The sequence below is a fragment of the Schumannella sp. 10F1B-5-1 genome (genome assembly GCF_006517535.1).
GTDB lineage: Bacteria > Actinomycetota > Actinomycetes > Actinomycetales > Microbacteriaceae > Schumannella.
Genome location: NZ_VHQH01000036.1, coordinates 262,063 through 288,619, shown reverse-complemented (window position 1 = coordinate 288,619; position 26,557 = coordinate 262,063). Strand labels below are relative to the sequence as shown.

Genomic DNA, 26,557 nt, shown 5'->3' with positions numbered 1-26,557 from the left:
GCGCATGACCGACACCGCCACCGCGACCGGCACCGGCGTCTCCTCGACCGGCGACGACGCCCCCGAGCTGCAGACCACGCAGCTCTCCAACGGGCTGACCTGCTCGATCCCGGCGAACTCGCCGCTGGCGAAGCTGCTGCGCTCGCAGCGCACCTGGGTGGGACCGACCGCGAAGCAGCGCCTCGGCATCCTGCGTCGCGCGAAGAGCGTCGCGATCGTCGGCGCGTCGCCCAACGCGGCCCGCTCGAGCTACTTCGTGGCGACGTACCTGCAGCAGTCGAGCGACTACGACCTCTACTTCGTCAACCCGAACGCGACCGAGATCCTCGGCCAGCCGGTCTACAAGTCGCTCGCCGACCTGCCCGTGGTGCCCGACATCGTGGACGTGTTCCGGCGCGCCGACGACATCCCCTCGGTCATCGACGACGTGCTCGCGATCGGCGCGAAGACCGTCTGGGTGCAGCTCGGCATCTGGAACGAGGAGGCCGCCTACTACGGCGAGTCGAAGGGCCTCACGGTCGTCATGGACCGCTGCATCAAGGTCGAGCACGCCCGCTTCCACGGCGGACTGCACCTGCTCGGCTTCGACACCGGCCAGATCAGCGCGCGCAAGCAGCTGCGCTGACGCGGAGGTCGTTGTCGGCGCTCAGGCGGCTCCGGTCCGCCTGAACGCGACCTTGGAGCCGCCCGTCGGCGGGGTCGCGACGCTCTAGCGTCGGGTGACCCCTTCAGAAGGAGCACTCACATGATCGTCGGCGGAGTCGTCTTGTTCGTGATCGGCGCGGTCCTCGCGTTCGCGGTCTCGTTCGCCGTTCCCGGAGTCAGCCTGCCTATCATCGGCGGCATCCTCATGGCGGCCGGAGCCGTGCTGTTCATCATCGGCCTGGTCACGACCCTGCGCGGTCGCGTCACGACCGAGCACCGCACGGTCGACCCCAACGGCAGCACGCGGGTGCAGCAGCGCACGACCGACGGCGACCCGCGCTGACGCACTCCGCCGCACGCCGTCGCCGTCACCGTGGCGATGCTTCCTGAGCCGACGCCGCGTCTGCGCTTCCGCGAGATGCACGCGAGCGACCTGGATGCGATGGCCGGCCTCCTCGGCGACCCCGAGGTCATGCGCCACTACCCCGCGCCGAAGAGCCGCGACGAAGCCGCGGACTGGATCGCCTGGAACGAGCGCAACTACGCGCGGCACGGCGTCGGGCTGTGGATCATCGAGACCCTCGACGGGGTGTTCCTCGGCGACTGCGGCTTGACCTGGCAGAGCATCGACGGCGTCGACGAGCTCGAGGTCGGCTACCACGTGCGGCCGGAGCACCAGGGCCGTGGCTACGCGACCGAGGCCGCGGCCGCCTGCCGTGCCCTCGCCGAGCGCGAGCGCCTCGCCGACCGGCTCGTCGCGATCATCGTGCCCGGCAACATCCCGTCGCAGCGTGTCGCCGAGCGCATCGGCCTGCCGTTCGATCGCGCGACGACGTCGCGCTCGGGCGTGCCCGTCGTGGTGCACAGCGCCCCGCTGCGCTGAGTCGAACCGCATCTCACTCCCCTGCCCCGCTCGCGCGGCCCGTTCGATATGACGCAATTCAGCATCGATCGCCGCAGCTGACCGGCGTCGGCCGCCGGGACGACCTCCTGCTGAATTGCGTCGCCGCGCGCCCCACCCCTGGTGCTGTTGGTCGACGCAACTCAGCAAGGTCACGCGCGAGCGGCCGGATCCGGTCGTCTCGGTCGATCGATGCTGAGTTGCGAAAGGGCTCGCGCAGCTCAGGCCGTGGCGTCAACCGGCTGGGCGCCGCGCGGATAGGCGAGCATGATCGCCGCCGACGCCATCCAGACGACGCCGATCAGCGCGATCAGCAGACCAGCGGGGGCACCGCCCAGCTGACCGACGATCGCGGCTCCGAGCGCGGCGGCGGCCGTGCGAAGCCCCGACCCGATCGTGAACACCTGCGATCGCACCCGCGCCCGGCTCTGCTGCTTGCGCAGCAGCAGCATCGCCGCCGCGCTCGGCGCGACCACGATGCCCGACAGGCCGATCACGATCAGGGTGAACGGCATCCCGAGGTCGGCGACGGCGCCGAGCGTGAGGAGTCCGACCACGGCGAATCCGCCGCCCATCACGACCTCGGGTCGCAGCCGCACCGGGATCAGCGCATAGGCGACCCCGCCGGCGAGCGCGCCGATCGCGAAGGCGGTCACGATCCACGCGCCCTGGTCGGCCGAGGCGGCGCGCTCGTGCGCGAGGGCGATGGCCGCGATCGGCAGCGCGCCCTGCCCGAGCTGGCTGAGGGTTCCGGATGCGGTGACCGCCGCCAGCGGGCGGTGCCGCGTGAGCGCCCGCACGGCGCGCAGGATGTCCCGGCCCAGGTGCAGATCGTCGTGACGCGGGCGCGGCGCGAAGTGGAGGGCGAGCATCCCGACCGCACCGAGCGCGGCGACCACCGCGGTCACGATCGAGGCGATCCGCGCGTCGGCGAGCGCCACCACGAGCGCGGCGAGCGCCGGCCCGCCGACCGAGGCGATGTTGTACGAGACGCCGTCATCGGCGTAGGCGCGGCGCTCGTCGGCGATCGCGTCGGTGACGAAGCTCGACATGCCTCCGAGATAGAACGGGCTCGCGACGCCGCCCGCGACGAGCAGCACGACGATGATCGGCAGCGGCACGACGCCGAGCCCGGCCGCCGACAGCAGCGACAGCGCCTGCACGACGGCGGCGGTCATCATCCAGCGGCGCGGATGCGGCGTGCGGTCGAGCAGGGCGCCCACCAGCGGAGCCGCGACGACGCTCGGCGCGAGCGAGGCGGCGACGAGAGCTCCGCCGAGCGCGCCGCCCGCGACGATGTCGCCGGTCTGCTGCACCGCGAGCAGCGGCAGCACGACCGTCGCGGCGGCATTCGCGAGCCGCAGGGGCACCGACGCCGTCAGGTACCCGATCTCGCTCACCGCACGATTCTGGTGGATGCGCGGCGCGCCCCGCTCGCGCATCCCCGCTCGGCGCCCGCGCGTCCCTCGCCCGCCGTTCGCGCGTCCCGCCCTCGGTCGCGCTGACCGCCCGCGTCTTCTCAGGTCCGACGCCGCCCTCGCGCCATCCGGATGGCGCCCGGCGGCGATCCTGCTGAGAAACGGCGCGCCGCTACGCTCGGGGCGTGAGCATCACTCCGCCCGCGCGCCCGCGCGTGCTGCTCGTCGACGACGAGAGCGGCATCCGCGACGCACTGGCCCCTTTCCTCGCCCGCTCCGGATTCGACGTGCTGACCGCCGAGGACGGCGGCGCCGGGCTCGAGGCGGTCGAGCGGCACTCCCCCGACCTGGTCGTGCTCGACGTGCTGATGCCGGTGCTCGACGGCCGCGAGGTGCTGCGCCGCCTCCGTCGAGCGGGCAGCCAGCTGCCGGTCATCCTGCTCACGCAGGTCGGCGAGTCGTTCGAGCGCGCCGCCGCACTCGAGGAGGGCGCCGACGACTACCTCAACAAGCCCTTCGATCCGCAGGAGCTCGTGGCGCGCATCCGGGCGATCCTGCGTCGCGTCACGGCCGGGCAGCCCGCGCTCGGCGGGTCGACCGGGCTCAGCGCCGGCGCCCTGCGCATCGACCGCGTCGCCCGCCGCGTCTGGCTCGACGGCGTCGAGGCGACGCTCACGCCGCGCGCCTTCAGCCTGCTCGACTACCTGATGACGCATCCGGATGAGGTGCTCACCCGCGAGCGCCTGCTCGCCGCGGTCTGGGGCTTCGATCAGCCGGTCGCGAGTCGCGCCGTCGACCATCGCGTCGCCGAGCTGCGCAAGGTGCTCGCCGACGACAGCGGCACCCCGCTCTTCATCGACACCGTGCAGGGCGTCGGCTACCGCTTCCTGCACCCGGTCGCGCTGACCCCGGCGACGCGCGCATGAGGCGCGCCGGGCTGGCACTCATCCCGCTCGCCCTCGGGCTGGTCGGAACGATCGTGGCGCTCGCGGCCGGCGATCGGCGGCAGATCTTCATCCAGTGGCAGCTCGCCTGGGTGTGGGTGCAGCTCGGCCTGCTCGCGGCGCTGCTCGTGTTCGCGATCGTCGCGGTGCGGGCGGCGCTGCGACGGCGCGCCGTGCGCAGTCGCGAGGATGCCGTGGCCGCCGAGCGCGCCGAGCGGCGCCGCTTCGTCGACCGGCTCGACCACGAGCTCAAGAACCCGGTCACCGCCATCCGCCTCGGCCTGTCGAACCTGCCCGAGAGCGACGTCGCGGCGGGGCTGGATGCGCAGGCGCTGCGTCTGACGCGTCTGCTCGGCGATCTGCGCAAGCTCGGCGAGCTCGAGAACGCGCAGCTCGAGATCGCGCCGGTCGACGTCGAGGCGCTCGGCCGCGAGGTCGCCGAGGCGGTCGGCGAGCTGGCCGAGTCGTCCGATCGATCGCTCGCCGTGAGCTTCCCGCGGGCGCCGCGCCCTCTGCCGCCGGTGCGCGGGGATGCGGACCTGCTGTTCCTCGCGGTCTACAACCTCGTCGCGAACGCGCTGAAGTTCTCGCAGCCCGGCGACCGCATCGAGCTGCGCGGCGCCGAGGACGACGGCTGGGTCACGCTCGAGGTCGCCGACACCGGCCGCGGCATCCCGGTCGAGGAGCAGGGCCTGGTCTGGGAGGAGCTGGCGCGCGGCAGCCACACGCGCGACGTCGCCGGCAGCGGACTCGGTCTGCCGTTCGTGCGCACGATCGTCGAGCGGCACGGCGGCGGGGTCGACCTGCGCTCGCGCCTCGGCGAGGGCACCTCGGTGCGGCTGCGGCTGCCGGTCTGAGTCGCGCCTGACCGGGCGACAGGGCAACGGGGCGACGGGGCGCGGTCTCTCTCGCGTCGATCTCCGCCCGCCCGCGCATCCCGTGAGGGGTCGCGAAAGCCCCTTCCCGCGACGGAATCCGCGGCGGGAAGGGGCTTTCGCGACCCCTCAGCGCTCTGATGGAGGGAGGAGGGACGTGCGAGGGGCGACGGGAGGCGAGGAACGGGCGGATGCTCGGCCGATCAGGCCCGGATGTAGGTGTTCCCCGTGCCGGTGTCGCTCGCGGCGGCGACCCCCGAATCCCAGTTGACGGTGTTGTAGCTGCCGCTCACCGTGAGGCTGCCGATGCGCGTGCCGAGCACCGTCGCGAGGTCGCCGCTGATGGCGACGCTCTCGAGCTCGGATCCGTTCAGCGAGTTGTTCTGACCGCCGATCTCGACCGCGCCGACGGCGCCGTTCGTGATGATCGTGATGTCGTCGCCGCTCAGCTTCAGCGAGCTCGATCCGTCGTAGTTCACGGTCACCCGGTCGCCGCTGACGACCACGTCGCCGCAGGCCCCGGTGAGCACGAGCGACACATCGTCGTCGGTGACCTCGAACGAGCGGCCGGCGCAGGGGCCGTTCGTCACGCCGATCGAGCCGAGGCCCGAGGAGCCGGCGCTGTCATCGCCGGCGGTGTCGTCATCGTCGTCGGCGCGGTCGTCGGCCGTCGACGGCGACGGACTGGGCTTCGACGCGGACGTGGCGTCGTCGTCGGGACCGGTGATGCCGATGCTGCATCCGGTCAGGGTGAGGCCGGCGGCGGCGAGCAGGGCGAGGGTGGCGAGCTTGGTTCGGATCATGTTCTTCACGCTAGAGATCGGATGTCCCCTCATCATCGCGGGCCTGTCGCAGTTCCGCGACACCGCGTCGCGCTCTGCCGCCGCAGAGCTCGCACGCGACAGACCGCCAGATCTCGCACAGGAACGGCACAGGCGGGGCCTCGGGTCGCCATAGCGGCGCGCGATGCCATGGGGTCCTCGACGGAAGGACACCCCCATGGATGCTCGACGCACCGGCTGGCTGCGCACCCGCCTCGCGACCGCGATCGTGACCATCGCCAGCGCGCTCGGCCTCGTCGTCGGCACGGCCGCGCTCGGCGCGGCCGCCAGCGACACCGACACGAGCACGACGAGCGAGAGCGAGGGCTCGACGTCGACGAGCACGAGCGATTCCGGCTCGACGAGCACCGAGAGCAGCGACAGCTCCGGCAGCAGCACGAGCGACTCGAGCGACTCCGCGACCTCCGACGCGAGCGCTTCCGACTCGACCACCTCCGACTCCAGCACCACCTCCGGCTCCAGCACCTCCTCCGACGACAGCACCGACACCACCTTCGATTCCCCCGTCACCTCCGGCTCCGGCGGCGACGCGAGCGCCACGACGAGCGGATCCTGACCATGAGCACCCGCACCAGCACCACCACCACCGCCCCCGACACCGTCGCCCGCGAGTGGCCGCTCTGGTCGACGACCGCGCGCCTCGTGCTGCACGGCGCCGACGCCGCCGAGCGGATGCCCGCCGCCCTCGCGGCCGCCGACCGCCTGACCGCGGCGGTCGACGCGACGGCGAGCCGCTTCCGCCACGACTCCGAGGTCAATCGCATCGCCGCCGACCTGCCCGACGGCGCCCGCATCAGCCCGCTGCTGGCGCGGCTCGTGCGCGCCGCGCAGCACGCCGCCGAGCTGAGCGACGGCGATGTCGACCCGACCCTGGGTCAGGCGCTCGCCGCCGTCGGGTACGACCGCGACATCCGGCTGGTCGCCGACGACGACGGACGACTCGTGCGCGCCGTCGCGACGGTGCGACCGGGATGGCGCAGCCTGCTGCTCGAGGGCGACCGGCTGCGCCTGCCCGGCCACCTCGCGCTCGACCTGGGCGCGAGCGCGAAGGCGGTCACGGCCGACGACCTCGCCGCGGACATCCACCGGGCCACCGGATGCTCGACCCTCGTCGCGCTCGGCGGCGACATCGCGACCGCGGGGCGCGGCCCGGCCGGCGGCTGGCAGGTGCGGGCGGCCGACCGCCCCGGCGACCCGGCGACGACTGTGAGCCTGCGCGGCGGCTGGGCCGTCGCGACCTCGAGCACCCAGCACCGCACCTGGAGGCGCGGCGGCGAGCGGATGCACCACATCCTCGACCCGCGCACCGGGCTGCCGGCCGAGGCGGTGTGGCGCAGCGTCACGATCGCGGCGCGCAGCTGCCTCGAGGCGAACGCCCTCAGCACGGCCGCGATCGTGCGCGGCATGGCCGCCCTGCCCTGGCTGGCGGCGCTCGGCTGCCCGGCGCGGCTGGTGGATGCGGACGGACGCGTGCTCGTGCTCGGCGGCTGGCCGCTCGAGGTCGACGAGCGCGCGGCGGTCGAGTTCGGCACGCCCGGGTCCGGCGCCGCGCCCGACGAGGCGGCCTGATCGTGGACGAGGCGCTGTGGGCTCTCGGCCGCGCGACCGGCGCGATCGGGCTGCTGCTCATGACCGGCTCGGTCGTGCTCGGCATCCTGACCCGCTCGGGTCGTCCCGCGGCCGGACTCCCCCGCTTCGGCGTGGCCGTGCTGCACCGCAACGTCGGCGTCCTCGCGACCGTGTTCATCGGCATCCACGTCGTGTCGCTGCTGTTCGATCCCTACGCGCAGCTCGACCTGCTCGACCTGGTCGTGCCGTTCCTCGCCGACTACCGTCCGTTCTGGCTCGGACTCGGCACCGTCGCGCTCGACCTCGCGATCGCGGTGACCGTCACGGCGCTGCTGCGGAACCGCATCGGCCCGCGGGGCTTCAAGGCTGTGCACTGGTCGGCCTACGCACTCTGGCCGATCGCGGTCGCGCACGGCATCGGCTCGGGAACCGACGCCCTCACCCCGTGGATGCTCGCCCTCACCGGCATGTGCATCGCCGCCGTCGTGACGGCGCTCACCTGGCGGGTCAGCGCGCGGTTCCGTCGCCCGGGTGCGGCGTCGTCGCGACCCTCTCCGACGTCGGCGCCCACCACATCCCCGACCCTGATCGGAGGCCCCCGATGACCCTGCTCGACCCGGCGCCGACCGCGTCGCACCCCGTCGCCCTCGCCGCCCCGACCGGCGTGCGGCGCCTGCTCGCCGCCGGTGGACCCGACCCGGACGCGCACCGCGCGACGTTCGGCGCGCGTCCGCGCCCGACTCCGGATCGGCTCATCGCCGAGGCCGAGGTCGCAGGCCTGACCGGACGCGGTGGCGCCGGCTTCCCCGTGCATCGCAAGCTGCGGGCGGCCGCCGAGGCCGGCGGCGGCACGAACCGACGAACCGGGGCCGGCCCCGGCGCCGGCACGCCCGTCGTGATCGGCAACGGCAGCGAGGGCGAGCCGCTCAGCGCGAAGGACCGCCTGCTGCTGCGCACCGCCCCGCAGCTCGTGCTCGACGGCCTCCTGCTGGCGGCGGAGGCGATCGGCGCCGGCGAGATCCGCCTGGTCGCCGACGCGGAGCTGCACGCCGGGCTGCGCACAGCGCTCGCGGCGCACGACGAGGGGGCGCGCATCCAGCTCGCGGCCGCGCGCGGCGACTTCGTGGGCGGCGAGGCCTCGGCCGTGGTGTCGGCACTGGAAGGCCGGCGCCCCGTGCCCCGCGACCACGCGATCCGTCTGACCGGATCGGGCTACCGCCGCCGCCCGACGCTGCTGCAGAACGTCGAGACCCTCGCGCACCTCGCGCTCATCGCGCGCTTCGGGGGCGCGTGGTTCCGTTCCATCGGCGGCGCGGCGGCCGACCCCGCCGACGACGCCGGCGCCGGCTCCCCCATCGACGCCGGAACCCGCCTCGTCACGGCGAGCGCCCCCGGAACGGCGCTGACCGTGCTCGAGGTCGCCGGCGGCACCCGCCTCGGCACGGTCCTCGCCGCGGCGCGACTCGACGACGCCGGAGTGCGCGCGAGCGGACTCGGCGCGGGCGTGCGGGCGGTGCTGGTCGGCGGCTACCACGGCGCCTGGGTTCCCGCCGCGGCGCTCGACGCTCCGTTCAGCGTGGCCGGACTCGCACCCTGGGGTGCGACGCCGGGCGCCGGCATCCTGCACGTGCTGCCGCACGGCCGCTGCGGTCTGCGCGTCGCGGCCGGCATCACCCGGATGCTCGCCGCCGAGTCGGCCGGACAGTGCGGCCCCTGCGTCAACGGCCTGCCGCGCATCGCCGGTCTGCTCGAACGCGTCGCCCGCGGCGAGCGCGACCCCGGGCTGACCGACGAGATCGCCCGCGTGGGCGAGCTCGTGGCCGGGCGCGGCGCCTGCCACCATCCCGACGGGACGCTGCGGCTCGTCGCGTCGACGCTGCGCGAGTTCGCGAGCGACATCGCGGCGCACCGCGCCGGCACCTGCGAGGAGGAGGGGCGATGACCGCGCGCAACCCGCTGTCGCCGAGCCGCACCGCCGCGAGCGGCACCGCGACGGCCCTGCACATCGACTGGACCGCCTGCGCCGCCCACGGACTCTGCGCCGAACTGCTGCCCGAGCTGCTGCAGCTCGACGAGTGGGGCTATCCGCGGGCGCTCGGCTACGGCTCCGACATACCCGTCGGCCCGGGTGAGCTCGGCGCCGCGCGCGTCGCGGTGAACCTGTGCCCGCGGCAGGCGCTCGCTCTGCGCGCCACGGCGGCGACCCCGACGACGCGCTGACGAGACGAACCCGGCCCGCGGCGCTCCCGGCGCGCGGTCGGCCGCACCATCTAGGCTCGCGACATGTCGACGACGGCCGTGACCTACATCGGCGGACCGACGGTGCTCCTGGAATGGGCCGGGCTGCGCATCGTGACCGATCCGACCTTCGATGCCCCGCAGAGCTACAGCGAGCCGGGAACGACCACGCTGACCAAGACGCATGGTCCGGGCATCCCGCGCAGCGACCTCGGCCCCGTCGATCTGGTGCTGCTCTCGCACCACACCCACAAGGACAACCTCGACTGGGAGGGCCTCGAGCTCGTCGCCGCGGGCCCGCTCACGATCGGCACACGCGAGGCCGCGAGCGATCTCTGGGGCGGCTCGGTCGTGGGCTACGACGACTGGGAGTCGCACCAGCTCGGCGACGCGCGCATCACCGTGGTGCCCGCGCAGCACCGTCCGGCCGGCGCCGGCGACGTGCCGGTCGTGGGCTTCGTGCTCGAGGCCCCGGATGCGCCCACGGTCTACGTGAGCGGCGACAACCTCTCCCTCGGTCTGGTGAAGCAGATCTCGGAGAACTTCCCCGACATCCGCCTGGCCGTGCTCAACGCCGGAGCCGCCCGCGTGCCGAGCATCGACGGCGCGCTCACCCTCACCTCGACGGACGCCGCCACCGCCGCCGACACCCTCGGCGTGGATGCGGTGGTCGGCGTGCACTGCGAGGACTGGGAGCACTACAGCGAGAGCCGCGCCGACCTCGAGGCCGCCTTCGCGGCGGCGGGACGCGGCGAGCTGCTGCTCACCACGCCCCGCGCCGAGCGCGTCGAGATCGCGCTCTAGGTCGGATCCGGGTCCGAACCCGCCCTGATCGCGGCGCGGCAGCGGCGCGCCCGCGACGACTCAGCGCCGCTCGTTGCCGCGCCGGTAGTTGCCGGTCGCTCGCGCCAGCAGCTGCTGCGCCTCCTGCTCCGACGCGCGATCGAGCTGGGCGCGCAGGCGCTCCGCGCGCGGGCCGCCGACCACGACGACCTCGCGGCCTCCCCGCAGGATGCGCACGACGCCGGCCCGTGTGACCTGCCACGAGAAGGGGTCGGCGGCGAGGGCGTCGTCACCGCGCTCGCGCGCGCTCATCCGCCGTCCTCCCCGCAGCCGACCCGCATCACGCCGGAGCGTCCCGCGTCAGTTGACGTCGTCGGGGTGCGAGCCCACGCGCTTGTTCTCGTCGAGCAGCGAGATCGCCGCCGTCTCGCCCGCGCTCAGCTCGAAGCCGAACAGGTCGAAGTTCTCGACCATGCGGTGCTTCGAGTTCGACTTCGGGAAGACGATGTTCCCGATCTGCAGGTGCCAGCGCAGCACGACCTGCGCGGGCGTCACGCCGTGCGCCTCGGCGGCCTCGACGATCGGGCCGCGATCGAAGAGGTCGTACTTGCCCTGGCCGAGCGGACCCCAGGCCTCGGTGTGGATGCCGAGCTTCTGGTGGTGGATGCGCAGCTCGAGCTGCGAGAACGCGGGGTGCAGCTCGACCTGGTTCACCGACGGGGTCTGACCGGTCGCGGCGACGAGCTCGTCGAGCTGGGCGATCTGGTGGTTCGAGACGCCGACCGAGCGGGTCTTGCCGGCCTCCTTGATCTCGAGCAGCGCCTCCCAGGCCTCGACGTAGTCCTTCTTCGCCGGCGTCGGCCAGTGGGTCAGGTAGAGGTCGACGTGCTCGAGCCCGAGCTTGGCGAGGCTCTCGTCGATCGCGGCGTGCGCGGAGTCCTTCTGGTGGCGGTCGTTCCAGAGCTTGGTGGTGACGAAGAGCTCGTCGCGGGCGAGGCCGGACTTGGCGATCGCGGCGCCGACGCCCTCCTCGTTGCCGTAGATCGCGGCGGTGTCGATGTGGCGGTAGCCGGCCTCGAGCGCGTCGGTCACGATGCGCTCGGTCTCGGCCGGGTCGACCTTGAAGACGCCGAAGCCGAGCTGCGGGATCTCGATGCCGTCGTTGAGCGTGATGGTGGGCACGTCGGAAGTCATGGCTCCACCGTATGGGCGCGGCGCTCTGCCGCACCGGGGCGGCCGCGCATCCCCACCCGCCGCTAAGGTGGAAGGCTGCCCATGACCTCCACGCCTGACACTCCCGCTTCCGCCGCCGCGCCCTCCGGCCCGGCCGCGGTGCCCTACGTGATCTCGTATCCGCCCGAGCTGCCCGTCAGCGCGCGCCGTGACGACCTGCTGGCGGCCGTGCGCGAGAACCAGGTCGTGATCGTGGCCGGCGAGACCGGCTCGGGCAAGACGACGCAGCTGCCCAAGATCCTGCTCGAGGCCGGCTGCGAGCACATCGGGCACACGCAGCCCCGCCGCATCGCGGCGCGCAGCATCGCCGAGCGCCTGAGCGACGAGCTCGGCGTCGAGCTCGGCACCGTCGTCGGCTACCAGGTGCGCTTCACCGACCAGACCTCGGCATCCACCCGGGTCAAGCTCATGACCGACGGCGTGCTGCTGGCCGAGATCAACCGCGACCGCGACCTGAAGCGCTACGACGCGATCATCATCGACGAGGCGCACGAGCGCAGCCTCACGATCGACTTCCTGCTCGGCTATCTCACCCGGCTGCTGCCGCGGCGCCCCGACCTCAAGGTCGTGATCACGAGCGCCACGATCGACCCCGAGAGCTTCGCCCGGCACTTCGCGGATGCGCAGGGCGAGCCTGCCCCGATCGTCGAGGTCTCGGGGCGCACCTTCCCGGTCGAGATCCGGTATCGGCCGCTCGTCGCCGACGGCGGCGTCGGCGCGGATGACGACGAGGACGACGACGACCGCTCCGGCGCAGCCGCCGCCTCCGGTGCCGACGGCGGCCGCGACCAGACCGACGGCATCCTGGACGCCCTCGCCGAGCTCGACCGCGAGCCCGCCGGCGATGTGCTCGTGTTCCTCAGCGGCGAGGCCGAGATCCGCGACGCCGAGGATGCGGTGCGCGGCCGCTACCGCGAGGCCTCCGGCACCGAGGTGCTGCCGCTCTACGGGCGGCTCAGCGCGGCCGACCAGCACCGCGTGTTCGGCGCTCGTCCGGCCGGCGTGCGGCGCCGGGTCGTGCTGTCGACGAACGTCGCCGAGACCAGCCTGACGGTGCCCGGCATCAAGTACGTGATCGACGCCGGCACCGCGCGCATCAGCCGCTACTCGCCCCGCGCGAAGGTGCAGCGGCTGCCGATCGAGGCGATCAGCCAGGCGAGCGCCAACCAGCGCTCCGGCCGCGCCGGCCGCACGAGCGACGGCATCGCGATCCGCCTCTACTCCGAGGAGGACTTCGCCCGCCGGCCGGAGTTCACCGACCCCGAGATCCTGCGCACCGGCCTCGCCGCGGTCATCCTGCAGATGATCTCGCTCGACCTCGGCGACATCGACGCCTTCCCGTTCCTGCAGCCGCCGGACTCGCGCGGCATCGCCGACGGCCTCGACCTGCTGGCCGAGCTCGGCGCCGTGCGGGCGGCTCGCGAGGGTGACGGCGCGCGCGGCGGGTCGGGATCGGGCGCGGCGTCCGGTGCGCGCCAGATCACCCGCATCGGCCGCGAGCTCTCACGCCTGCCCGTCGACCCGCGCTTCGGCCGCATGCTCGTCGAGGGCCGACGGCTCGGCGTCGCGCGCGAGGTCACGGCGATCGTCGCGGGGCTGAGCATCCAGGATGTGCGCGAGCGTCCACTCGAGAAGCGCCCGCAGGCCGACCAGTCGCACGCGCGCTTCCGCGATCCGTCGAGCGACTTCGTCTCGATGCTCAACCTCTGGAACCACCTGCAGCGCGAGCAGAAGGACCGCAGCGGCAACGCCTTCCGGCGCATGTGCCGCGACGAGTTCCTCAACTACCTGCGCGTGCGCGAGTGGCAGGACCTCAACCGGCAGATCCTGCGCGCCCTCGACCTCAAGGGCAGCGAGGGCAGCCGCGCCGACGGCGGCGGACGCGGGCGGGGCCGCGGCCGGGGCCGGGATGCGGAGCGCCGGGATGCGCCCGGTCGGGATGCGCCGGGCCGGGATGTGCGGGGTCGCGGTCGTGCGGACGCCACCGCCGCGAACACCTCCCCCAGCGCCGCGGCCGGCAGCACGGTCGCCGAGAGGTCCGGCGCCGCCGGCTCCGGAGCGAGCACCGCGGATGCCGGCGCGACCGGCGCCGACGCGGACGCCATCCACCGCGCCCTGCTCTCGGGTCTGCTCAGCCGCATCGGCATCCGCGACGACCGCACGAGCGGCTCCAACGCGGGCGGACGCGACAAGCGCGATGGCGGTCGCGACGAGGAGAGCAACCGCAGCCGCCGTGGCCGCGAGTTCCTCGGCGCACGCGGGCAGAGGTTCACCGTGTTCCCCGGCTCGGCGCTGTCGTCGAAGCCGCCGGCCGCCGTGATGGCCGCCGAGCTGGTCGAGACGAGCCGCCTGTTCGCCCGCACGGTCGCGGCGATCGATCCCGCCTGGGCCGAGGCTCTGGCCGGCGACCTTGTGAAGCGCAGCCACGCCGACCCGCACTGGGAGAAGCGCCAGGGCGCCGCGGTCGTCAACGAGCGGGTCACGCTCTACGGCGTCGTGATCGTGCCGCGCCGCCGCGTGCAGCTGGCGCGCATCGACCGGGCCTACGCCCGCGAGCTGCTGATCCGCCACGCCTTCGTCGGCGGCGAGTGGCCGAACGAGATCGCCCGCGACCGCCTGTTCGACTTCGATCGCGACAACCGCCGTCTGCGTCGCGAGCTCGCCGAGGTCGAGGAGCGCACGCGCCGTCGCGACATCCTGCTCGACGACGAGGCCGTCGTCGACTTCTACGACGCCCGCCTGCCGCGCGAGGTCGCGACCGTGCGCGAGTTCGAGAGCTGGTGGCGCGAGGAGCGCAAGCAGAGCCCCGAGCTGCTGACGATGACGCGCGCCGACCTGCTCCCCGACGACGAACCCGACGTCGACGAGTCGCTCTACCCGAGCGAGTGGCGCAGCGACGATCAGCGACTCGCCCTGCGCTACCGCTTCGAGCCGGGCGCCGACGACGACGGCGTGACGGTCGACGTGCCGCTCGCGCTGCTGCCGGGCGTGCAGTCCGACGGCTTCGACTGGCTCGTGCCCGGCATGCGCGAGGAACTCGTGACGGCCCTCATCAAGACCCTGCCGAAGGCGATCCGGCGCAACGTCGTGCCCGCGGGCGACTGGGCGCGTCGCCTGGTCGCCGAGCTGCCGGCCCAGCCCGATGGACGCCTGACCGAGCGCCTGGCCGAGCTCATCCGGCGGCTGGCGCACACGCCGGTCTCCCCCGACGACTTCGACCCCGCGCGCCTGCCCGAGCACCTGCGGGTGAACTACTCGGCGGTGGATGAACGCGGCCGCCGCGTGCGCCGGTCGAAGAGCCTCGACGAGCTCAAGTCGAGCCTCGGCGAGCGCGCCCGCACGAGCGTCGCGAAGGCCGCCACGACTCCGCGCAGCGACCTGGAGCGCACGGGGCTCACGACCTTCGACCTCGACGAGCTGCCGGCCGTGCTCGACACGAAGCAGGGCGGCAACACGATCCGCGCCTACCCCGCACTCGTCGACGAGGGCCCCGGGTCCGTGGCCGTGAAGCTGTTCGGCACCGAGGGCGAGGCGACCGCCGCGCATGCCGGCGGCATCCGTCGGCTGCTCGCCCTCGCCCTGCCGAGCCCGCTGTCGTATGTGCAGGAGCACCTGACGGGGCCCGAGAAGATGGCGCTCGCCACGAGCCCCTACCGCTCGACCGCGGCCCTGCTCGACGACGCCCTCGCCGCCGCGATCGACGAGCGCATCGGCGACCGCGCCCCGCGCACGCGGGCGGAGTTCGACGCCCTGCGCGACGAGGTGTCGGCCGGCTTGTTGGATGCGGTATTCGGCGTCGTCTCGACGGCCGCCGCCGTGCTCGACGCGGCCCGCGCCGCCGACAAGGCGATCTCGAAGAACTCGAGCCTGGCGTTCATGTCGCCCCTCGCCGACGCGCGCGCGCAGCTCGCGGCGCTCGCGCATCCGGGCTTCATCGGCGCGACCGGGGCCACGCAGCTGCGGCGGGTGCCGATCTACCTGCGCGGCATCGCCGCGCGGGTGGATGCGCTCGTTCAGAACCCGGGACGCGACCGCGTCTGGCAGAACGAGGTCGAGAACGCGACGGCCCTCTACCGCGAGGCCGGCGGGGCGCTCCCGCTCGCGCCGGGCACCTCGGCGCGGCTGCGCGCGGTGCGCTGGATGCTCGAGGAGCTGCGCCTGTCGCTGTTCGCCCAGCAGCTCGGCGCCGCCGGCCCGATCTCGATCCAGCGCATCCGCAAGGCCCTCGCCGAGCGCTGAGCCGGCGCCGTCTCGCTCCGCGCCACCTCGCGCAAGCGAAAGGGCCCCGACCGGATCGGTCGGGGCCCTTCGCGTCAGAGCGTCAGCGCGCGCTCACTCGCTCTTCGCCGCGACCGTGGCCGAGGCGTTCGACTCGTAGGAGGTGTTGGTCGACTCGAAGAAGTTGACCAGCTGCAGCGTGTCGTTCGCGGCCGCCATCCACTTGGCCGGGTTCGACACGTTGTACTCGGGCTCGAAGCCGAGCTCCTCGAGGCGACGGTCGGCCAGGTACTTCACGTACTGGTTGATGTAGTTCGCGTTGAGGCCGAGGATGCCGTTCGGCAGGAGGTCGCGGTTGTACTCCTCCTCCATGGCGACGGCGTCGACGATCATCTGCTTGATCTCTGCGGCGAACTCCTCGGTCTGCAGGTCGGGGTTCTCCTCCAGCACCGTCAGGATCAGGTTGATGCCGAACTTCAGGTGCAGGCTCTCGTCGCGCACGATCCAGTCCATGAGCGAGCCGAAGTTGCGCAGCAGGTTCCGCTGACGGAACGACAGCGCCACCATGAAGCCCGAGTAGAACCAGATGCCCTCGAGGATGATGTTGTAGGCCACGAGGTTGCGGATGAAGTCCTGCTTCCCCTTCGTGGTCGTGATGTCGAGGGTCTCCTCCGTCATGCGGCGGATGAAGTTGACCTCGAACTCCTCCTTCTTGGCCATCGACGGCACGTCGACGTGGGAGTTGTAGGCCTCGTTGCGGTCGATCGGGAACGTCTCGAGCACGTACTCGAACGACATGCAGTGGTTGGCCTCCTCCCACATCTGCTTCGCGAGGTAGAGGTGCGCCTCGGGAGCGTTGACGTAGGGGTACACGCCGAACGCGAGCGCCTTGTTGACGAGCAGCTCGTTCGGGTTGAAGTACGACATGAGGAACGTGATCGCGTGGCGCTCCTCGTCCGTCATCTTCTTGAAGTCGGCGATGTCCTCGCCGAGCTGGATCTCGTTGGGGAACCAGGTGTTGGCGACCGCCTGGTCGTAGAGGTCCATCGCCCACTTGTAGGTGACGGGCTTGAGGAGCAGCCCTTCCTTGATTCCGGTGCCGAGGATGGCCATGTCAGGAGTCTTCTTTCTCGCTTCGCGGTTCTGCGTGTCGTCGGGACGCGGTGCCGCTGCCTACTGGCAGCTCTCGCACTGCAGCTCGTCCATCGGGTCGACGGGCACCTCGTACTCCCAGGTGCCGGTCGAGCCGCCGAAGGCGCTGTCGGTCATCGCGCTCACTTGCCCAGTCCACCGAATCCACGACGGGCCGGGGCCGCACTCGGAGCAGCCTCGGAGGAGGCGCCCGCGTCGGCCGTGACCTTCGCAGCGCCGAAGCCGCGCTTGGCGGTCTGCTCGCCGTCGCGGTCCTCGCTCTTGTTGACCTTGACGGTCGACTGCTCGGCCGTGTGACGGGGCTTCACGTGCAGGTAGTACGTGGTCTTGACGCCGCGCTCCCAGGCTCCGTAGTAGATGTCCATCATGTCGCCGAGGTCGCGCGTCTCGAGGTACATGTTGCGGCTGATCGCCTGGTCGACCCACTTCTGCGCGCGGGCCGCGACGTCGAGGAAGGCGTAGGGCGAGAGCTGGAAGCTCGTCTTGAAGACGTTCTTGATCTCGTCGGGGATCGCCTCGATGCCCTGGATGTCGCCCTGGCTGCGCAGGATGCGCTCGCGCACCTGCTCCCAGATGCCGGCCTCGCGCAGCGCCTCGACGAGGTTGCGGTTGATCTCGAGGAACTTGCCGTTGCTGGTGGCGCGGCTGAAGATCTGCGAGAACTGCGGGTCGAGGCCGGGGGTGGTGCCGGCGACGAGACCGATGGATGCGGTGGGCGCGATCGCCATCAGCGTCGCGTTGCGCATGCCGCCCTTGACCTTGACGCGCAGCGCGTCCCAGTCGAGGCGGGTGGTGCGGTCGACCTTGATCTCGGTGCCGCGGTCGGCCTCGGTCAGGGCGATCGAGTCGAAGGGCACGAGGCCCTGCGACCAGCGCGAGCCCTCGAAGTTCGGGTACGAGCCGCGCTCCTCGGCGAGCTTGACGCTCTCCTCGATCGCCGCGTAGGAGACGTGCTCCATGATCTCGTCGATGAGGTCGTAGGCCTCCTCCGACTCGTACGAGATGCCGAGACGCTCGACGATGTCGGTGAAGCCCATGACGCCCAGCCCGATGGCGCGGTTCTGCTGGTTCGAGTAGTCGGCCTCGGCCACGCTCGAGAGCGTGATGTCGAGCAGGTTGTCGAGCTGGCGCACCGCGAGGCGGGCCGACTCGGCGACGAGGTTCCAGTCGAAGCCGAGCGTGCCGTCCTCGCCGCGCACGAGGTGCTGCGGCAGGTTGATCGACGCGAGGTTGCAGACCGAGACGTTGTCGACGTCCTGCGGCAGGCAGACCTCGGTGCAGAGGTTCGAGAGGTGGATCGTGCCCGTGTTGTTGTTGAGGGCGCGGTTGTTGATCGTGTCCTTCCAGGTCAGCCACGGGTGGCTGGTGGTCTGGAGCGAGATGAGGATCGCCTTGAACTGCTCGCGCGCACGGATCTTCTTGAACATGCGCAGCTGGCCGGCCTCGGCCTGGGCGACGTACTCGGCGTAGCGCTCGGAGAAGGCCTTGCCGTAGAGCTCGCCGAGGTCGCTGACCTCGAGCGGGTCGAAGAGGTACCAGTCCTCATCGTTCTGCACGCGCTTCATGAACTCGTCCGAGATCCAGACGGCCGTGTTGGCGGTGCGGGTGCGGCGGTAGGGGTCGCCGGAGTTCTGACGCAGGTCGAGGAACTCGGGGAAGTCGAGGTGCCAGTTCTCCATGTAGAAGCAGAGGGCGCCGAACTTCTTGCCGCCGCGGCTGACCGCGCGCAGCACCGAGTCGATCGTGTGCATGAAGGGGATCGGGCCGGTGCTCGTCGTGTTGTTGGAGCGGATCGGCGAGCCCTGCGCGCGCAGCTTCGAGACCGAGAGGCCGATGCCGCCGGTGCCCTTGGTGAGCCACATGACGTCGCGCACGCTCTTGGCGATGTGCTCGATGTCGTCCTGCATCTCCATGACGAAGCAGTTGGAGAGCTGCGGGTAGGAGGTGCCCGCGTTGACCAGAGTCGAACCGGCCGCGAGGTACTCGAGCTTCGACATCTTGTCGTAGAACGCGATCGCGTGGCTGGTGGCGTCGGGCTCGTTGAGCGACAGGCCCATCGCGATGCGCATCCAGAAGTACTGGGGAACCTCGAGCGGCTCGTTGTCGCGGGCCTTGATTCCGTAGCGGTTGTTGAGCGTGACGGCGCCGATGTACTTGAGCAGCTTGTCGCGCTCGGGCTCGAGGGCGGCGGCGAGGCGCTCGAGGTCGAAGACGCCCGTGGTGAAGCGCGAGTCGAGCAGCAGCTCGTCGACGCCCTGGTGCACGTAGGCGACGAAGTGCTCGGCGTGAAGCTGCTTGAGCTCGGCGTCGGTCTCGTAGTCGCCGAGCACGCGCTTGTAGATGGTCTTGAGAAGGAGTCGGGCGGCGACCGTGTCGAACTGCGGGTCGTCCTTCACGTTCTGCAGCGCGACCTGGATGACGGCCTCGTCGAGCTGCTGCGTCGTGATCCCGTCGAAGAGGGTCAGCTCGAGCTCGCTCGCGATCTGGGTCACCCAGGTGATGCTGTCGTCGAGTCCGCGGGCGGCGTGCTCGATGGCCAGGTTGATCTTGTTCGCGTCGTAGGGCTCGCGCTCTCCGTTGCGCTTGACGACGGTGATGGCCACTTCGTTCTCCTTCGTGCGTCGTGAGACGCGTCCCCAGTGGATGGTGCTGTGTGGTGGTGCGGGTTCTGCCGTGCGGTGTGCTGCCGAGCTGCCTGATGCGGTGCTCGTGCAGTGCTGTCGCGGGTGGTGCGGTGCTGCGGAAAAGTGCTGATCCGGCGGTGTTCCGGTGCTGCTCCTGGACGCGATCGAGCCGTGATCCCCTGCCTCCGGCCCGGCGGCTCGACCACTATATATCGGGGTCGTTCTCGATTCGACCCCAATATCTTGTGGGCGTGTCGTCCACAGATGTGAATAAGTTGTCGGCGTTTCTCCACAGGATGTGGACGGTTAAGCGCTAGGGATCGGACCCGCTCGCGACCCTACGCAGGGCCTCCGACACGGGGTCCCTGCGGGGCTTCGGACGCGGCCGACAGGGCTCCTCCGATGTCGGTGGCCGCTGTCACAGTGCAGGTATGAAGAAGACCGCGACCGCATCCCGCGGCGGTGATCTCGGCGCCGCCCGCGACGCCGCGGAGGTGACGCTCGACGGGCTCGTCGTGCGGGCGGAGGGTGTGGTCGCGCGGGTGTGCGCGGCGCAGGTCGCGGAGGTGCGGATGCTCGCCGACGCGGGGCGGCTCGCCGTGGAGCGCGCGGCCGGGGTGTCGGCGCGGGTTCGGGCGCACGACATGGAGCTGCGTTCCATCGCGGCGGAACTCGGCGGAGTTCTTCGTCTTTCGGATCGCACGGTGCAGGCACGGATCGGCGACGCGGTCGAGATGGTCGAGCGCTACCCGAGAGCGGTGGAGGCGTGGGAGGCCGGGCTGATCGGCCGCGGCCACATGAACGTCATCGTCGCCGCCGGCCGCGCCGTGCCGGAGGAACGGCGGGCCGAGTTCGAGGCGGAGGCGCTCGACCGCTGTTTTCGCGACACCCCGAATCGGGTCCGGGCGGGGTTGGAGATCTACGCCGAACATCTGACTCAGCGCAGCCTGACCGAGCGTCACGCCGAGGCTGTGCGGGAGCGGGCCGTGCGGGTGTTCCCAGGCCGGGATGGGATGTGCGACGTCGTCGCGACGGTGCCGATGGTCATCGGCGACGCGATCCTCGACCGCCTCACCCGCATGGGGCAGAGCATCCAGGACTCGGCCCGGAACGGATCCACCCACGCACTCGATGGTGACGCTGTCAGCGCCGGTGCCGTTGCCGGGTCCGGTGCCGGTGGCGTTGCCGGGGCGGGGCGTGACCGGCGGGGCATCGATCAGATCCGCGCCGACGCGTTCGCCGATCTGCTGCTCGCCGGCACGCCCGCGCTCGACCCGACCCGCCACGGCGACCGGGACGGCGATCTGGGAGCGATCCGCGCACAGGTGCAGGTCGTCGTGCCCGCGCTCGCGCTCGTCGGCCACGACGAGAGCCCGGCCGATCTGATCGGATGCTCCCCCATCGACGCCGACACCGCCCGCCGTCTCGCTCGCAATGCCCCGTCTCTGACGCGGATGCTCACCGACCCGATCTCGGGCACGGTGATCGCGGTCGACAGCTACCGTCCGGCGTGGGCGCAGCGCCGCCACCTCCGCGCCCGCGATCAGCACTGCCGATTCCCCGGATGCCGCACCGCCGCGATCCGCTGCGAACTCGACCACACCCTCGACCACGCCCTCGGCGGTCCCACCGCGCTCACGAACCTCGCCCACCTCTGCCAACGCCACCACTCGATGAAGCAGTTCACCGGATGGAGCGTGCGCCAGGTCGGCGGTGGGACGCTCGAATGGACCTCCGAGACCGGCCGGATCTACCGCGACGACACCCCGGCACCCCCGGTCGCACCCGTGCCGAGCACCGCACCACCAGATCCCCCACCTCACCGCACCGCATCGCCGAACATCCGAAACGGAGATCACGCGGATCTGCGACTGCCGCTCGATCCCGACCCCGAGGCGATCGACCGGTTCTTCGAACGACTCGAACACGAACTCGGGGTCGAACTCGCGCGCGAACGCGGGCGCGATCCTGCGCCGTTCTGATCGGGCCCCCGCACCGCTCTGAACGCGGCCCCACCTGAGGCGTCGCGTCGCGGCGCGGCGCGACACGATGCGATGCGACGGTCCGCCGGTCCGCGCCGCTCGTGCCACGCCAGTCCGCGCCGCTCGTGCGACGCCTGTCCGGTCCGCGCCGCGCCGCTCTGCGCTGTGCTGCGCTGGGCGGCCCGCCTCGGCACCGCGTCAGAGGACAGCGATCCTCCGCCGCCGGTCGCGTCCCGAACCCGCCCAGATCACTAGGCTCGGAGACACCGTGAAGCTCTACCTCGACCTGCTGCGAACCGCGGGAGTCGGGCGCATCATCGCCGCCCAGCTGACCGCCCGGTTCCCCTCCGGCATGCTCTCGCTGGCGTACCTGCTGCACGTCGAGCACCTGTTCCACAGCTACGGCGCCGCCGGCCTCGTGCTCGCCGCGACGAGCATCGGCCAGGCCGTCTCCGGCCCGCTCACGAGCCGGTGGATGGGGCGCTGGGCGATGCGACCCGTGCTGATCCTCACGACGCTGGTCTGCGCATCCACGATGGTGCTCGTCGCGCTGCTGCCCGAAGGCACGCCGCTGCCCGTCTACATGGTCGTGGGTCTGCTCGGGGGCCTCGCGTTCCCGCCCGTGCAGCCCGCCGTGCGCACCATCTACCCGAAGATGGTCACCTCGCGCCAGCTCACGCCGCTGTTCTCGCTGGATGCCTCGGCCCAGGAGATCATCTGGGTCGCCGGCCCGGTCGTCACGACCTTCATCGCGACCCAGATCTCGACCGTCGTGGCGATCCTCGTCGCGGTCGTGTTCTGCGTCGGCGGCGGCGCGTGGTTCATCTTCTCGCCCGAGGTCGGCCGAGTGCGCATCCCGCGCTCGAAGCGCGCCTTCGGCAAGGTGCTGACCCGCCCGACCGTGCTGGTCGTCACGATCGTCGGCTTCGTGCTGATCGGCGCCTGCGCGGCGATCGAGGCGAGCGTCGTCGCGTCGTTCGGCGAGGGCAGCGTCGAGTCGGGCGCCGTGCTGTCGGTGTTCGCCGTCGGCTCGCTCATCGGCGGACTCGCGCTCGGCCACGCCCCGGTCGGGTCGTGGAGCCTCGGCAAGCGCCTCGTGATCTTCTTCGTCGGGGCCGTCTGCACCGTGATCGCCTGGGAGTTCTGGACGCTCACGGCCGCCGTGCTGATCGCCGGGATCGCGATCGCGCCGGCGCTGGCGGTCATGTTCGCGGCGGTCTCGTCGAGCGTGAAGTTCAGCGACACGGCCGAGGCCTACGGCTGGGTCGGCACCGGGCAGCTGATCGGCGCCGCGGCCGGCTCGGCGATCGCCGGCGTCATGATCGACCATTTCGACGCGCACGGCGGGTTCCTCGCCGCGGCCGCGTTCGGGCTGTTCGCCGCGATCATCCCGCTCGTCGCCGTACGGGCGCTGCCCGACCTGCGCGGGCGCGACGCCTCCCCGATCCCCGACACCGAGCCGGTGCAGACGCTGCGGTCGTGACCCGCACCGAAGTCGTGACCGAACTGCTGACCCGAACAGCCCCCGCCGCTACCGTGTGAGCGTGAGCACCCCGTACCTCGACTTCGCCGACGGCCACCGCATCCCGCAGCTCGGTCTGGGGGTGTACAAGGTCGACACCGGCATCGCCGAGCAGCTCGTCGACGGCGCCCTGCGCCTCGGCTACCGCCACGTCGACACGGCCAAGCTCTACCGCAACGAGGCCGAGGTCGGCCGCGGCGTGCGCTCCTCGGGCGTCGCCCGCGACGACGTCTTCGTCACCACGAAGGTGTGGGATGACGACCAGGGCTTCGATCAGACCCTCCGCGCCGCCGAGCGCAGCCTGGCCGAGCTCGATCTCGGCTACATCGACCTGTACCTGATCCACTGGCCGTGCCCCGCCCAGGACCTCTACGTCGACACCTGGCGCGCGCTGCAGCGCCTGCGCGACGAGGGCGTCGTGAAGTCGATCGGCGTCAGCAACTTCCACCCGCACCACATCGAGCGCCTCATCGCCGAGACGGGCGAGAAGGCGGTCATCAACCAGGTCGAGCTGCACCCCCGACTGCCACAGCACACGACCCGCGCCTTCGATGCCGAGCACGGCATCCTGACCCAGTCGTGGGCGCCGCTCGGCCGCGGCACCGTGCTCGACGAGCCCGTGCTGGCCGAGATCGCCGCGCGGCACGGACGCACCCCGGCGCAGGTCGTCATCCGCTGGCACCTGCAGCAGGGGCTCGTCGTGATCCCCAAGTCGAACTCGCTCGACCGCATCCGCCAGAACCTCGAGGTCTTCGACTTCGAGCTGGATGCGCACGACCTCGCCGCGATCGCCACGCTCGAGACCGGCGAGCGCACCGGGATGGACCCCGACCTGCACGAGCCGAAGTAGTGCGGGCCGGTTAGCGCGGGTGGGTCGGCCCGCGCCCAGGTCGACCCCACGCAGAACGATGCCCGCCCTGGGGACCCGGGGCGGGCATCGCGGTACCGGAGCAGTCCGGTGGAGGAGTCGGCGACCTCAGTCGCGCAGACCCTCCTTGAAGTCGTTCTTCGCCTTCACGCGGTCGCGGTCGGCCTCGGCCTGCTTGACCTTCGCATCCGCCTGACGCTCCTCGGCGGCATCCGAGATGCGCTCCTTGGCGTCGTCGACGGTGCGGCTGACCTTCTCGCCGGCGGCGTGCGCCGCGTCCTTGGCGTCATCGAGGATTCCCATACGCACTCCTTCGTTCGGCTTGCCGGCGGTGCGGGGCGTCCGCCGTGGTCCCACGCTACGAAGCGGCAACGTGGCGCGGGTCGATCCGCACGGTGCTGCCAGTCGGCATCCAGCGCTCGCCCAGTCGACGCCGACGAACAACTCGACCAAAACGTTGTCTGGTGCGGCGACGGCTGCGCGAGCACGCTTCGAGCATGACGAGGACTCCCCTGATCATCGGCGGCGCGACCATCGCGCTCGCGCTCACCCTCGGCCTCGCCGGCTGCACGGCGAGCAGCGGCTCGAGCCCGCGCTCGGCCGACCAGGCCGACCAGTCGCGCGGCGGCTCGTCGCAGAGCGACAGCCGGGCCGACAGCGGCGGCGTGAACGCCGCGACCCCCGCCGACGTCGACCGCGCGAAGATCACCACCGGCACCGTGACCCTGACGGTCGACGATCCGGCCGAGGCCGCCACGAAGGCCGGCGAGCTGGTCGCGGCCGTCGACGGGCGGGTGGATGCGCGCGACGAGCAGGCGGCGAGCGCCGATGGCCCGGCCTCGGCCAGCCTGACCCTGCGCATCCCGGCCGACGACCTCGATGCGACGCGGACGAAGCTCGAGAAGCTCGGCCACGTCGAGTCGGTGTCGATCACGAGCGATGACGTCACGACCCTCGTGCGGGACACGGATGCGCGCATCACGGCGCTGCAGGCCTCCGTCGACCGCCTCACCGCGCTGCTGGCGAAGGCCGACACGACGTCCGACCTGGTCGCGCTCGAGAACGCTCTGAGCGCGCGTCAGGCTGAGCTCGAGAGCCTGCAGGCGCAGAAGCGTGGCCTCGACGACCAGGTGGCCCTGTCGACGATCACGCTCGAGCTGAACTCGCCCGCCGCCGCTCCGACGCCGAAGCCGCAGAGCTTCCTCGACGGCCTCGCGGTCGGCTGGGCGGCGTTCCTCGCCTTCTGGGCCGGACTGCTGGTCGTGCTCGGCGCGCTGACGCCCTGGATCGTGGCGCTGGCCGTGATCGGGCTCGTGGTGCTGCTGGTCGTGCGCCGTCGTCGGCGAGCGCTTCTCCTCAGTCCGCCGCGCGGATGAGCTCGAGCAGCGCTCGACCGTAGGCCTCGGCCGGATCGTCGCTCGCGAAGGTGCGGGTGGCATCCCGCAGCGCGATCGTGACGACATACTCGGTCGAGGTGGCGGCTCCGTCGTCGCCGACGGAGCCCGCGCGTCGCTCGAGCGAGCGGAACGCTCCACGCAGCAGCTCGCGAAGCTGATCCTCCCGCGGCAGCCACAGCGCGTCGTCGAGCGCGACCGAGTCGAGCGCCCATTCGGTCGTGCCGTTGAAACCGAGCACCATGCCGGTCGCATAGCGGTGCGGCTCGATCGTCATGTCGCTGACCGTGAACACGTCGCCCTCGAACTCACGCCCGGCGAGCTGGAAGGCGTCGCCCGAGATCGGATCCCAGCGCAGCCCCGCCGCACGCAGCTCGCTCGCGAGGGCGGTGGAGATCATCGACCCAGTATCGCCCGACGCCATATCGCGGTGCCGCCTTACGAGCGCCCGGTAGCGTGAAGACGTGACCCTCCCCCGCACCGACACCCTCGTGACCTACGCCGCCGGCTCGATCGAGGAGACGGCGGCCGTGCTGCACATGCAGCCTCTCGGCGACCGGCTGGCGGTGCTCGTCGATCGCACGCCCGTGCATCCCGTCGACGCCGGCTGGCCCGATCAGGGCCCCGACAGCGCCATGCTCGTCGCGAACGGCGAGGCGATCGAGATCGTGGATGCGGTGGTCGGCGCGACCGACGGCGAGACCCTGTTCGCCGGGACCGACGTGCCCGTGCGCAAGGGCACCGAGGGCTGGGCGTTCGTCGTCGTGCACCTCGTGGCGGCCGATGCCGCGGTGGCCGAGGGCGACACGGTGATGCTCGCGGTCGAGGCCGATCAGCGTCAGGCGCTGAGCGTGGGTCACACGGCCTGCCACCTGGCGTCGCTGGCCCTGAACCGGGCGCTCGCGGGCGCGTGGCGCAAGGAAGGACGCACCGACGCGCTGGGCGCGCCGGACTTCGACGGCACCGCGATCGAGACCTCGACGATCACGCCGAACGGCTCGGTCGACGAGTTCCGGGTCGGCAAGTCGGTGCGCAAGGCCGGCTTCGACCCGGCCGCCCTCGACGACCTGGCGGCGCTCGGGCACGAGGTCGACCGCATCCTCGCTGGCTGGACGACGACGGGCGCGGTGGTGCGCATCGACGCCGACGGCGAGGGCCTGACCGACCGCCGCTGGTGGGTGGCCGACCTCCCGGAGGGCGCGGCGCGCATCCCGTGCGGCGGAACCCACGTGCGCTCGCTGTCAGAGCTCGGCGCCGTGACCGTCACCCTCACCCGCCGCGAGCTCGAGGGCGCCGTCGGCGTCACGATGACGACGCGCGCGAGCGGCTGATCAGCGGGGAAGCGTCAG

General features: G+C 72.1%; 25 protein-coding genes. 17 read left to right on the top strand and 8 right to left on the bottom strand.

The genetic code is table 11. From position 1 onward, the window contains the following. Positions 1–4 precede the first annotated feature (4 nt). The 3 genes from FJ658_RS06985 to FJ658_RS06975 all read left to right on the top strand — a co-directional run bounded on the left by FJ658_RS06985 (position 5) and on the right by FJ658_RS06975 (position 1,528). Positions 5–625 (top strand): CoA-binding protein, encoded by a 621-nt coding sequence (locus tag FJ658_RS06985; protein ID WP_141144637.1) that lies wholly within the window; start codon positions 5–7, stop codon positions 623–625. Between the two features lie 120 nt (positions 626–745). Then, positions 746–988, top strand: a complete 243-nt coding sequence (locus FJ658_RS06980) for a DUF6458 family protein (RefSeq protein ID WP_141144636.1) — start codon at positions 746–748, stop codon at positions 986–988. Between the two features lie 36 nt (positions 989–1,024). After that, positions 1,025–1,528 (top strand): GNAT family N-acetyltransferase, encoded by a 504-nt coding sequence (locus FJ658_RS06975; protein ID WP_141144879.1) that lies wholly within the window; start codon positions 1,025–1,027, stop codon positions 1,526–1,528. A 239-nt stretch (positions 1,529–1,767) separates the two neighbouring features. Here FJ658_RS06975 and FJ658_RS06970 read toward each other — a convergent pair whose 3' ends face one another. Then, on the bottom strand, positions 1,768–2,946 hold the full coding sequence (locus tag FJ658_RS06970; RefSeq protein WP_181408358.1) for an MFS transporter: 1,179 nt from the start codon (positions 2,944–2,946) through the stop codon (positions 1,768–1,770). Between the two features lie 209 nt (positions 2,947–3,155). Between FJ658_RS06970 and FJ658_RS06965 the strand changes: the two genes are divergently transcribed. Further along, a complete protein-coding gene (locus tag FJ658_RS06965; protein WP_141144878.1) occupies positions 3,156–3,890 on the top strand; it encodes a response regulator transcription factor in 735 nt (244 codons plus the stop codon). Next, positions 3,887–4,765: a sensor histidine kinase KdpD gene (locus FJ658_RS06960; RefSeq protein ID WP_141144634.1), complete on the top strand. Its 879-nt coding sequence runs from the start codon at positions 3,887–3,889 to the stop codon at positions 4,763–4,765. The genes FJ658_RS06965 and FJ658_RS06960 overlap by 4 nt, the downstream gene beginning before the upstream one ends. Before the next feature lie 221 nt (positions 4,766–4,986). Here the strand turns inward: FJ658_RS06960 and FJ658_RS06955 are convergent, their stop codons facing one another. Further along, positions 4,987–5,586, bottom strand: a complete 600-nt coding sequence (locus FJ658_RS06955) for a DUF3060 domain-containing protein (protein WP_141144633.1) — start codon at positions 5,584–5,586, stop codon at positions 4,987–4,989. Between the two features lie 196 nt (positions 5,587–5,782). Here FJ658_RS06955 and FJ658_RS16075 point away from each other — a divergent pair, with 196 nt between their 5' ends. The 6 genes from FJ658_RS16075 to FJ658_RS06930 all read left to right on the top strand — a co-directional run bounded on the left by FJ658_RS16075 (position 5,783) and on the right by FJ658_RS06930 (position 10,236). Then, positions 5,783–6,181, top strand: coding sequence for a hypothetical protein (locus FJ658_RS16075; RefSeq protein WP_181408357.1), 399 nt, complete (start codon positions 5,783–5,785; stop codon positions 6,179–6,181). A gap of 2 nt (positions 6,182–6,183) precedes the next feature. Beyond that, a complete protein-coding gene (locus tag FJ658_RS16070; RefSeq protein WP_181408356.1) occupies positions 6,184–7,194 on the top strand; it encodes an FAD:protein FMN transferase in 1,011 nt (336 codons plus the stop codon). Between the two features lie 2 nt (positions 7,195–7,196). Continuing rightward, the gene (locus FJ658_RS06945) at positions 7,197–7,799 is read left to right on the top strand and encodes a ferric reductase-like transmembrane domain-containing protein (RefSeq protein ID WP_255447609.1); all 603 of its coding nucleotides are present in this window, start codon (positions 7,197–7,199) and stop codon (positions 7,797–7,799) included. Further along, the gene (locus FJ658_RS06940) at positions 7,796–9,136 is read left to right on the top strand and encodes an NADH-ubiquinone oxidoreductase-F iron-sulfur binding region domain-containing protein (RefSeq protein ID WP_141144631.1); all 1,341 of its coding nucleotides are present in this window, start codon (positions 7,796–7,798) and stop codon (positions 9,134–9,136) included. Before FJ658_RS06945 ends, FJ658_RS06940 begins: the two co-directional genes overlap by 4 nt. Beyond that, complete coding sequence (locus FJ658_RS06935; protein ID WP_141144630.1) at positions 9,133–9,414, top strand: ferredoxin; 282 nt, start codon at positions 9,133–9,135, stop codon at positions 9,412–9,414. Before FJ658_RS06940 ends, FJ658_RS06935 begins: the two co-directional genes overlap by 4 nt. A 63-nt stretch (positions 9,415–9,477) precedes the next feature. After that, positions 9,478–10,236 (top strand): MBL fold metallo-hydrolase, encoded by a 759-nt coding sequence (locus FJ658_RS06930; protein ID WP_141144629.1) that lies wholly within the window; start codon positions 9,478–9,480, stop codon positions 10,234–10,236. Between the two features lie 60 nt (positions 10,237–10,296). Here FJ658_RS06930 and FJ658_RS06925 read toward each other — a convergent pair whose 3' ends face one another. Beyond that, complete coding sequence (locus tag FJ658_RS06925; RefSeq protein ID WP_141144628.1) at positions 10,297–10,527, bottom strand: hypothetical protein; 231 nt, start codon at positions 10,525–10,527, stop codon at positions 10,297–10,299. A 48-nt stretch (positions 10,528–10,575) separates the two neighbouring features. Continuing rightward, positions 10,576–11,409 (bottom strand): aldo/keto reductase, encoded by an 834-nt coding sequence (locus FJ658_RS06920; protein ID WP_141144627.1) that lies wholly within the window; start codon positions 11,407–11,409, stop codon positions 10,576–10,578. Positions 11,410–11,490: 81 nt separating this feature from the next. On the opposite strand from FJ658_RS06920, the gene hrpA reads away from it, so the two are divergent. Continuing rightward, positions 11,491–15,687, top strand: coding sequence for an ATP-dependent RNA helicase HrpA (gene hrpA / locus FJ658_RS06915; RefSeq protein WP_141144626.1), 4,197 nt, complete (start codon positions 11,491–11,493; stop codon positions 15,685–15,687). A 93-nt stretch (positions 15,688–15,780) separates the two neighbouring features. Here the strand turns inward: hrpA and FJ658_RS06910 are convergent, their stop codons facing one another. Together FJ658_RS06910 and FJ658_RS06905 are read right to left on the bottom strand one after the other, a co-directional pair. Beyond that, the gene (locus tag FJ658_RS06910) at positions 15,781–16,779 is read right to left on the bottom strand and encodes a ribonucleotide-diphosphate reductase subunit beta (RefSeq protein WP_141144625.1); all 999 of its coding nucleotides are present in this window, start codon (positions 16,777–16,779) and stop codon (positions 15,781–15,783) included. Positions 16,780–16,940: 161 nt separating this feature from the next. Then, entirely contained in the window at positions 16,941–19,421 is a 2,481-nt protein-coding gene (locus tag FJ658_RS06905) for a ribonucleoside-diphosphate reductase subunit alpha (RefSeq protein ID WP_141144624.1), read from the bottom strand. A gap of 593 nt (positions 19,422–20,014) precedes the next feature. Between FJ658_RS06905 and FJ658_RS06900 the strand changes: the two genes are divergently transcribed. The 3 genes from FJ658_RS06900 to FJ658_RS06890 all read left to right on the top strand — a co-directional run bounded on the left by FJ658_RS06900 (position 20,015) and on the right by FJ658_RS06890 (position 23,796). Next, the gene (locus tag FJ658_RS06900) at positions 20,015–21,424 is read left to right on the top strand and encodes an HNH endonuclease signature motif containing protein (protein WP_255447608.1); all 1,410 of its coding nucleotides are present in this window, start codon (positions 20,015–20,017) and stop codon (positions 21,422–21,424) included. A gap of 268 nt (positions 21,425–21,692) precedes the next feature. Continuing rightward, on the top strand, positions 21,693–22,907 hold the full coding sequence (locus tag FJ658_RS06895; protein ID WP_141144622.1) for an MFS transporter: 1,215 nt from the start codon (positions 21,693–21,695) through the stop codon (positions 22,905–22,907). A 55-nt stretch (positions 22,908–22,962) separates the two neighbouring features. Beyond that, positions 22,963–23,796: an aldo/keto reductase gene (locus tag FJ658_RS06890; protein ID WP_141144621.1), complete on the top strand. Its 834-nt coding sequence runs from the start codon at positions 22,963–22,965 to the stop codon at positions 23,794–23,796. A 126-nt stretch (positions 23,797–23,922) separates the two neighbouring features. Here FJ658_RS06890 and FJ658_RS06885 read toward each other — a convergent pair whose 3' ends face one another. After that, positions 23,923–24,117: a hypothetical protein gene (locus FJ658_RS06885; protein WP_141144620.1), complete on the bottom strand. Its 195-nt coding sequence runs from the start codon at positions 24,115–24,117 to the stop codon at positions 23,923–23,925. A 194-nt stretch (positions 24,118–24,311) separates the two neighbouring features. Between FJ658_RS06885 and FJ658_RS06880 the strand changes: the two genes are divergently transcribed. Then, complete coding sequence (locus FJ658_RS06880) at positions 24,312–25,190, top strand: DUF4349 domain-containing protein (protein WP_141144619.1); 879 nt, start codon at positions 24,312–24,314, stop codon at positions 25,188–25,190. Here FJ658_RS06880 and FJ658_RS06875 read toward each other — a convergent pair. Further along, on the bottom strand, positions 25,171–25,608 hold the full coding sequence (locus FJ658_RS06875) for a pilus assembly protein CpaE (protein ID WP_141144618.1): 438 nt from the start codon (positions 25,606–25,608) through the stop codon (positions 25,171–25,173). The genes FJ658_RS06880 and FJ658_RS06875 overlap by 20 nt on opposite strands. Positions 25,609–25,672: 64 nt before the next feature. On the opposite strand from FJ658_RS06875, the gene FJ658_RS06870 reads away from it, so the two are divergent. Further along, entirely contained in the window at positions 25,673–26,539 is an 867-nt protein-coding gene (locus FJ658_RS06870) for a metal-dependent hydrolase (RefSeq protein WP_141144617.1), read from the top strand. The last annotated feature ends 18 nt before the right edge of the window (positions 26,540–26,557 follow it).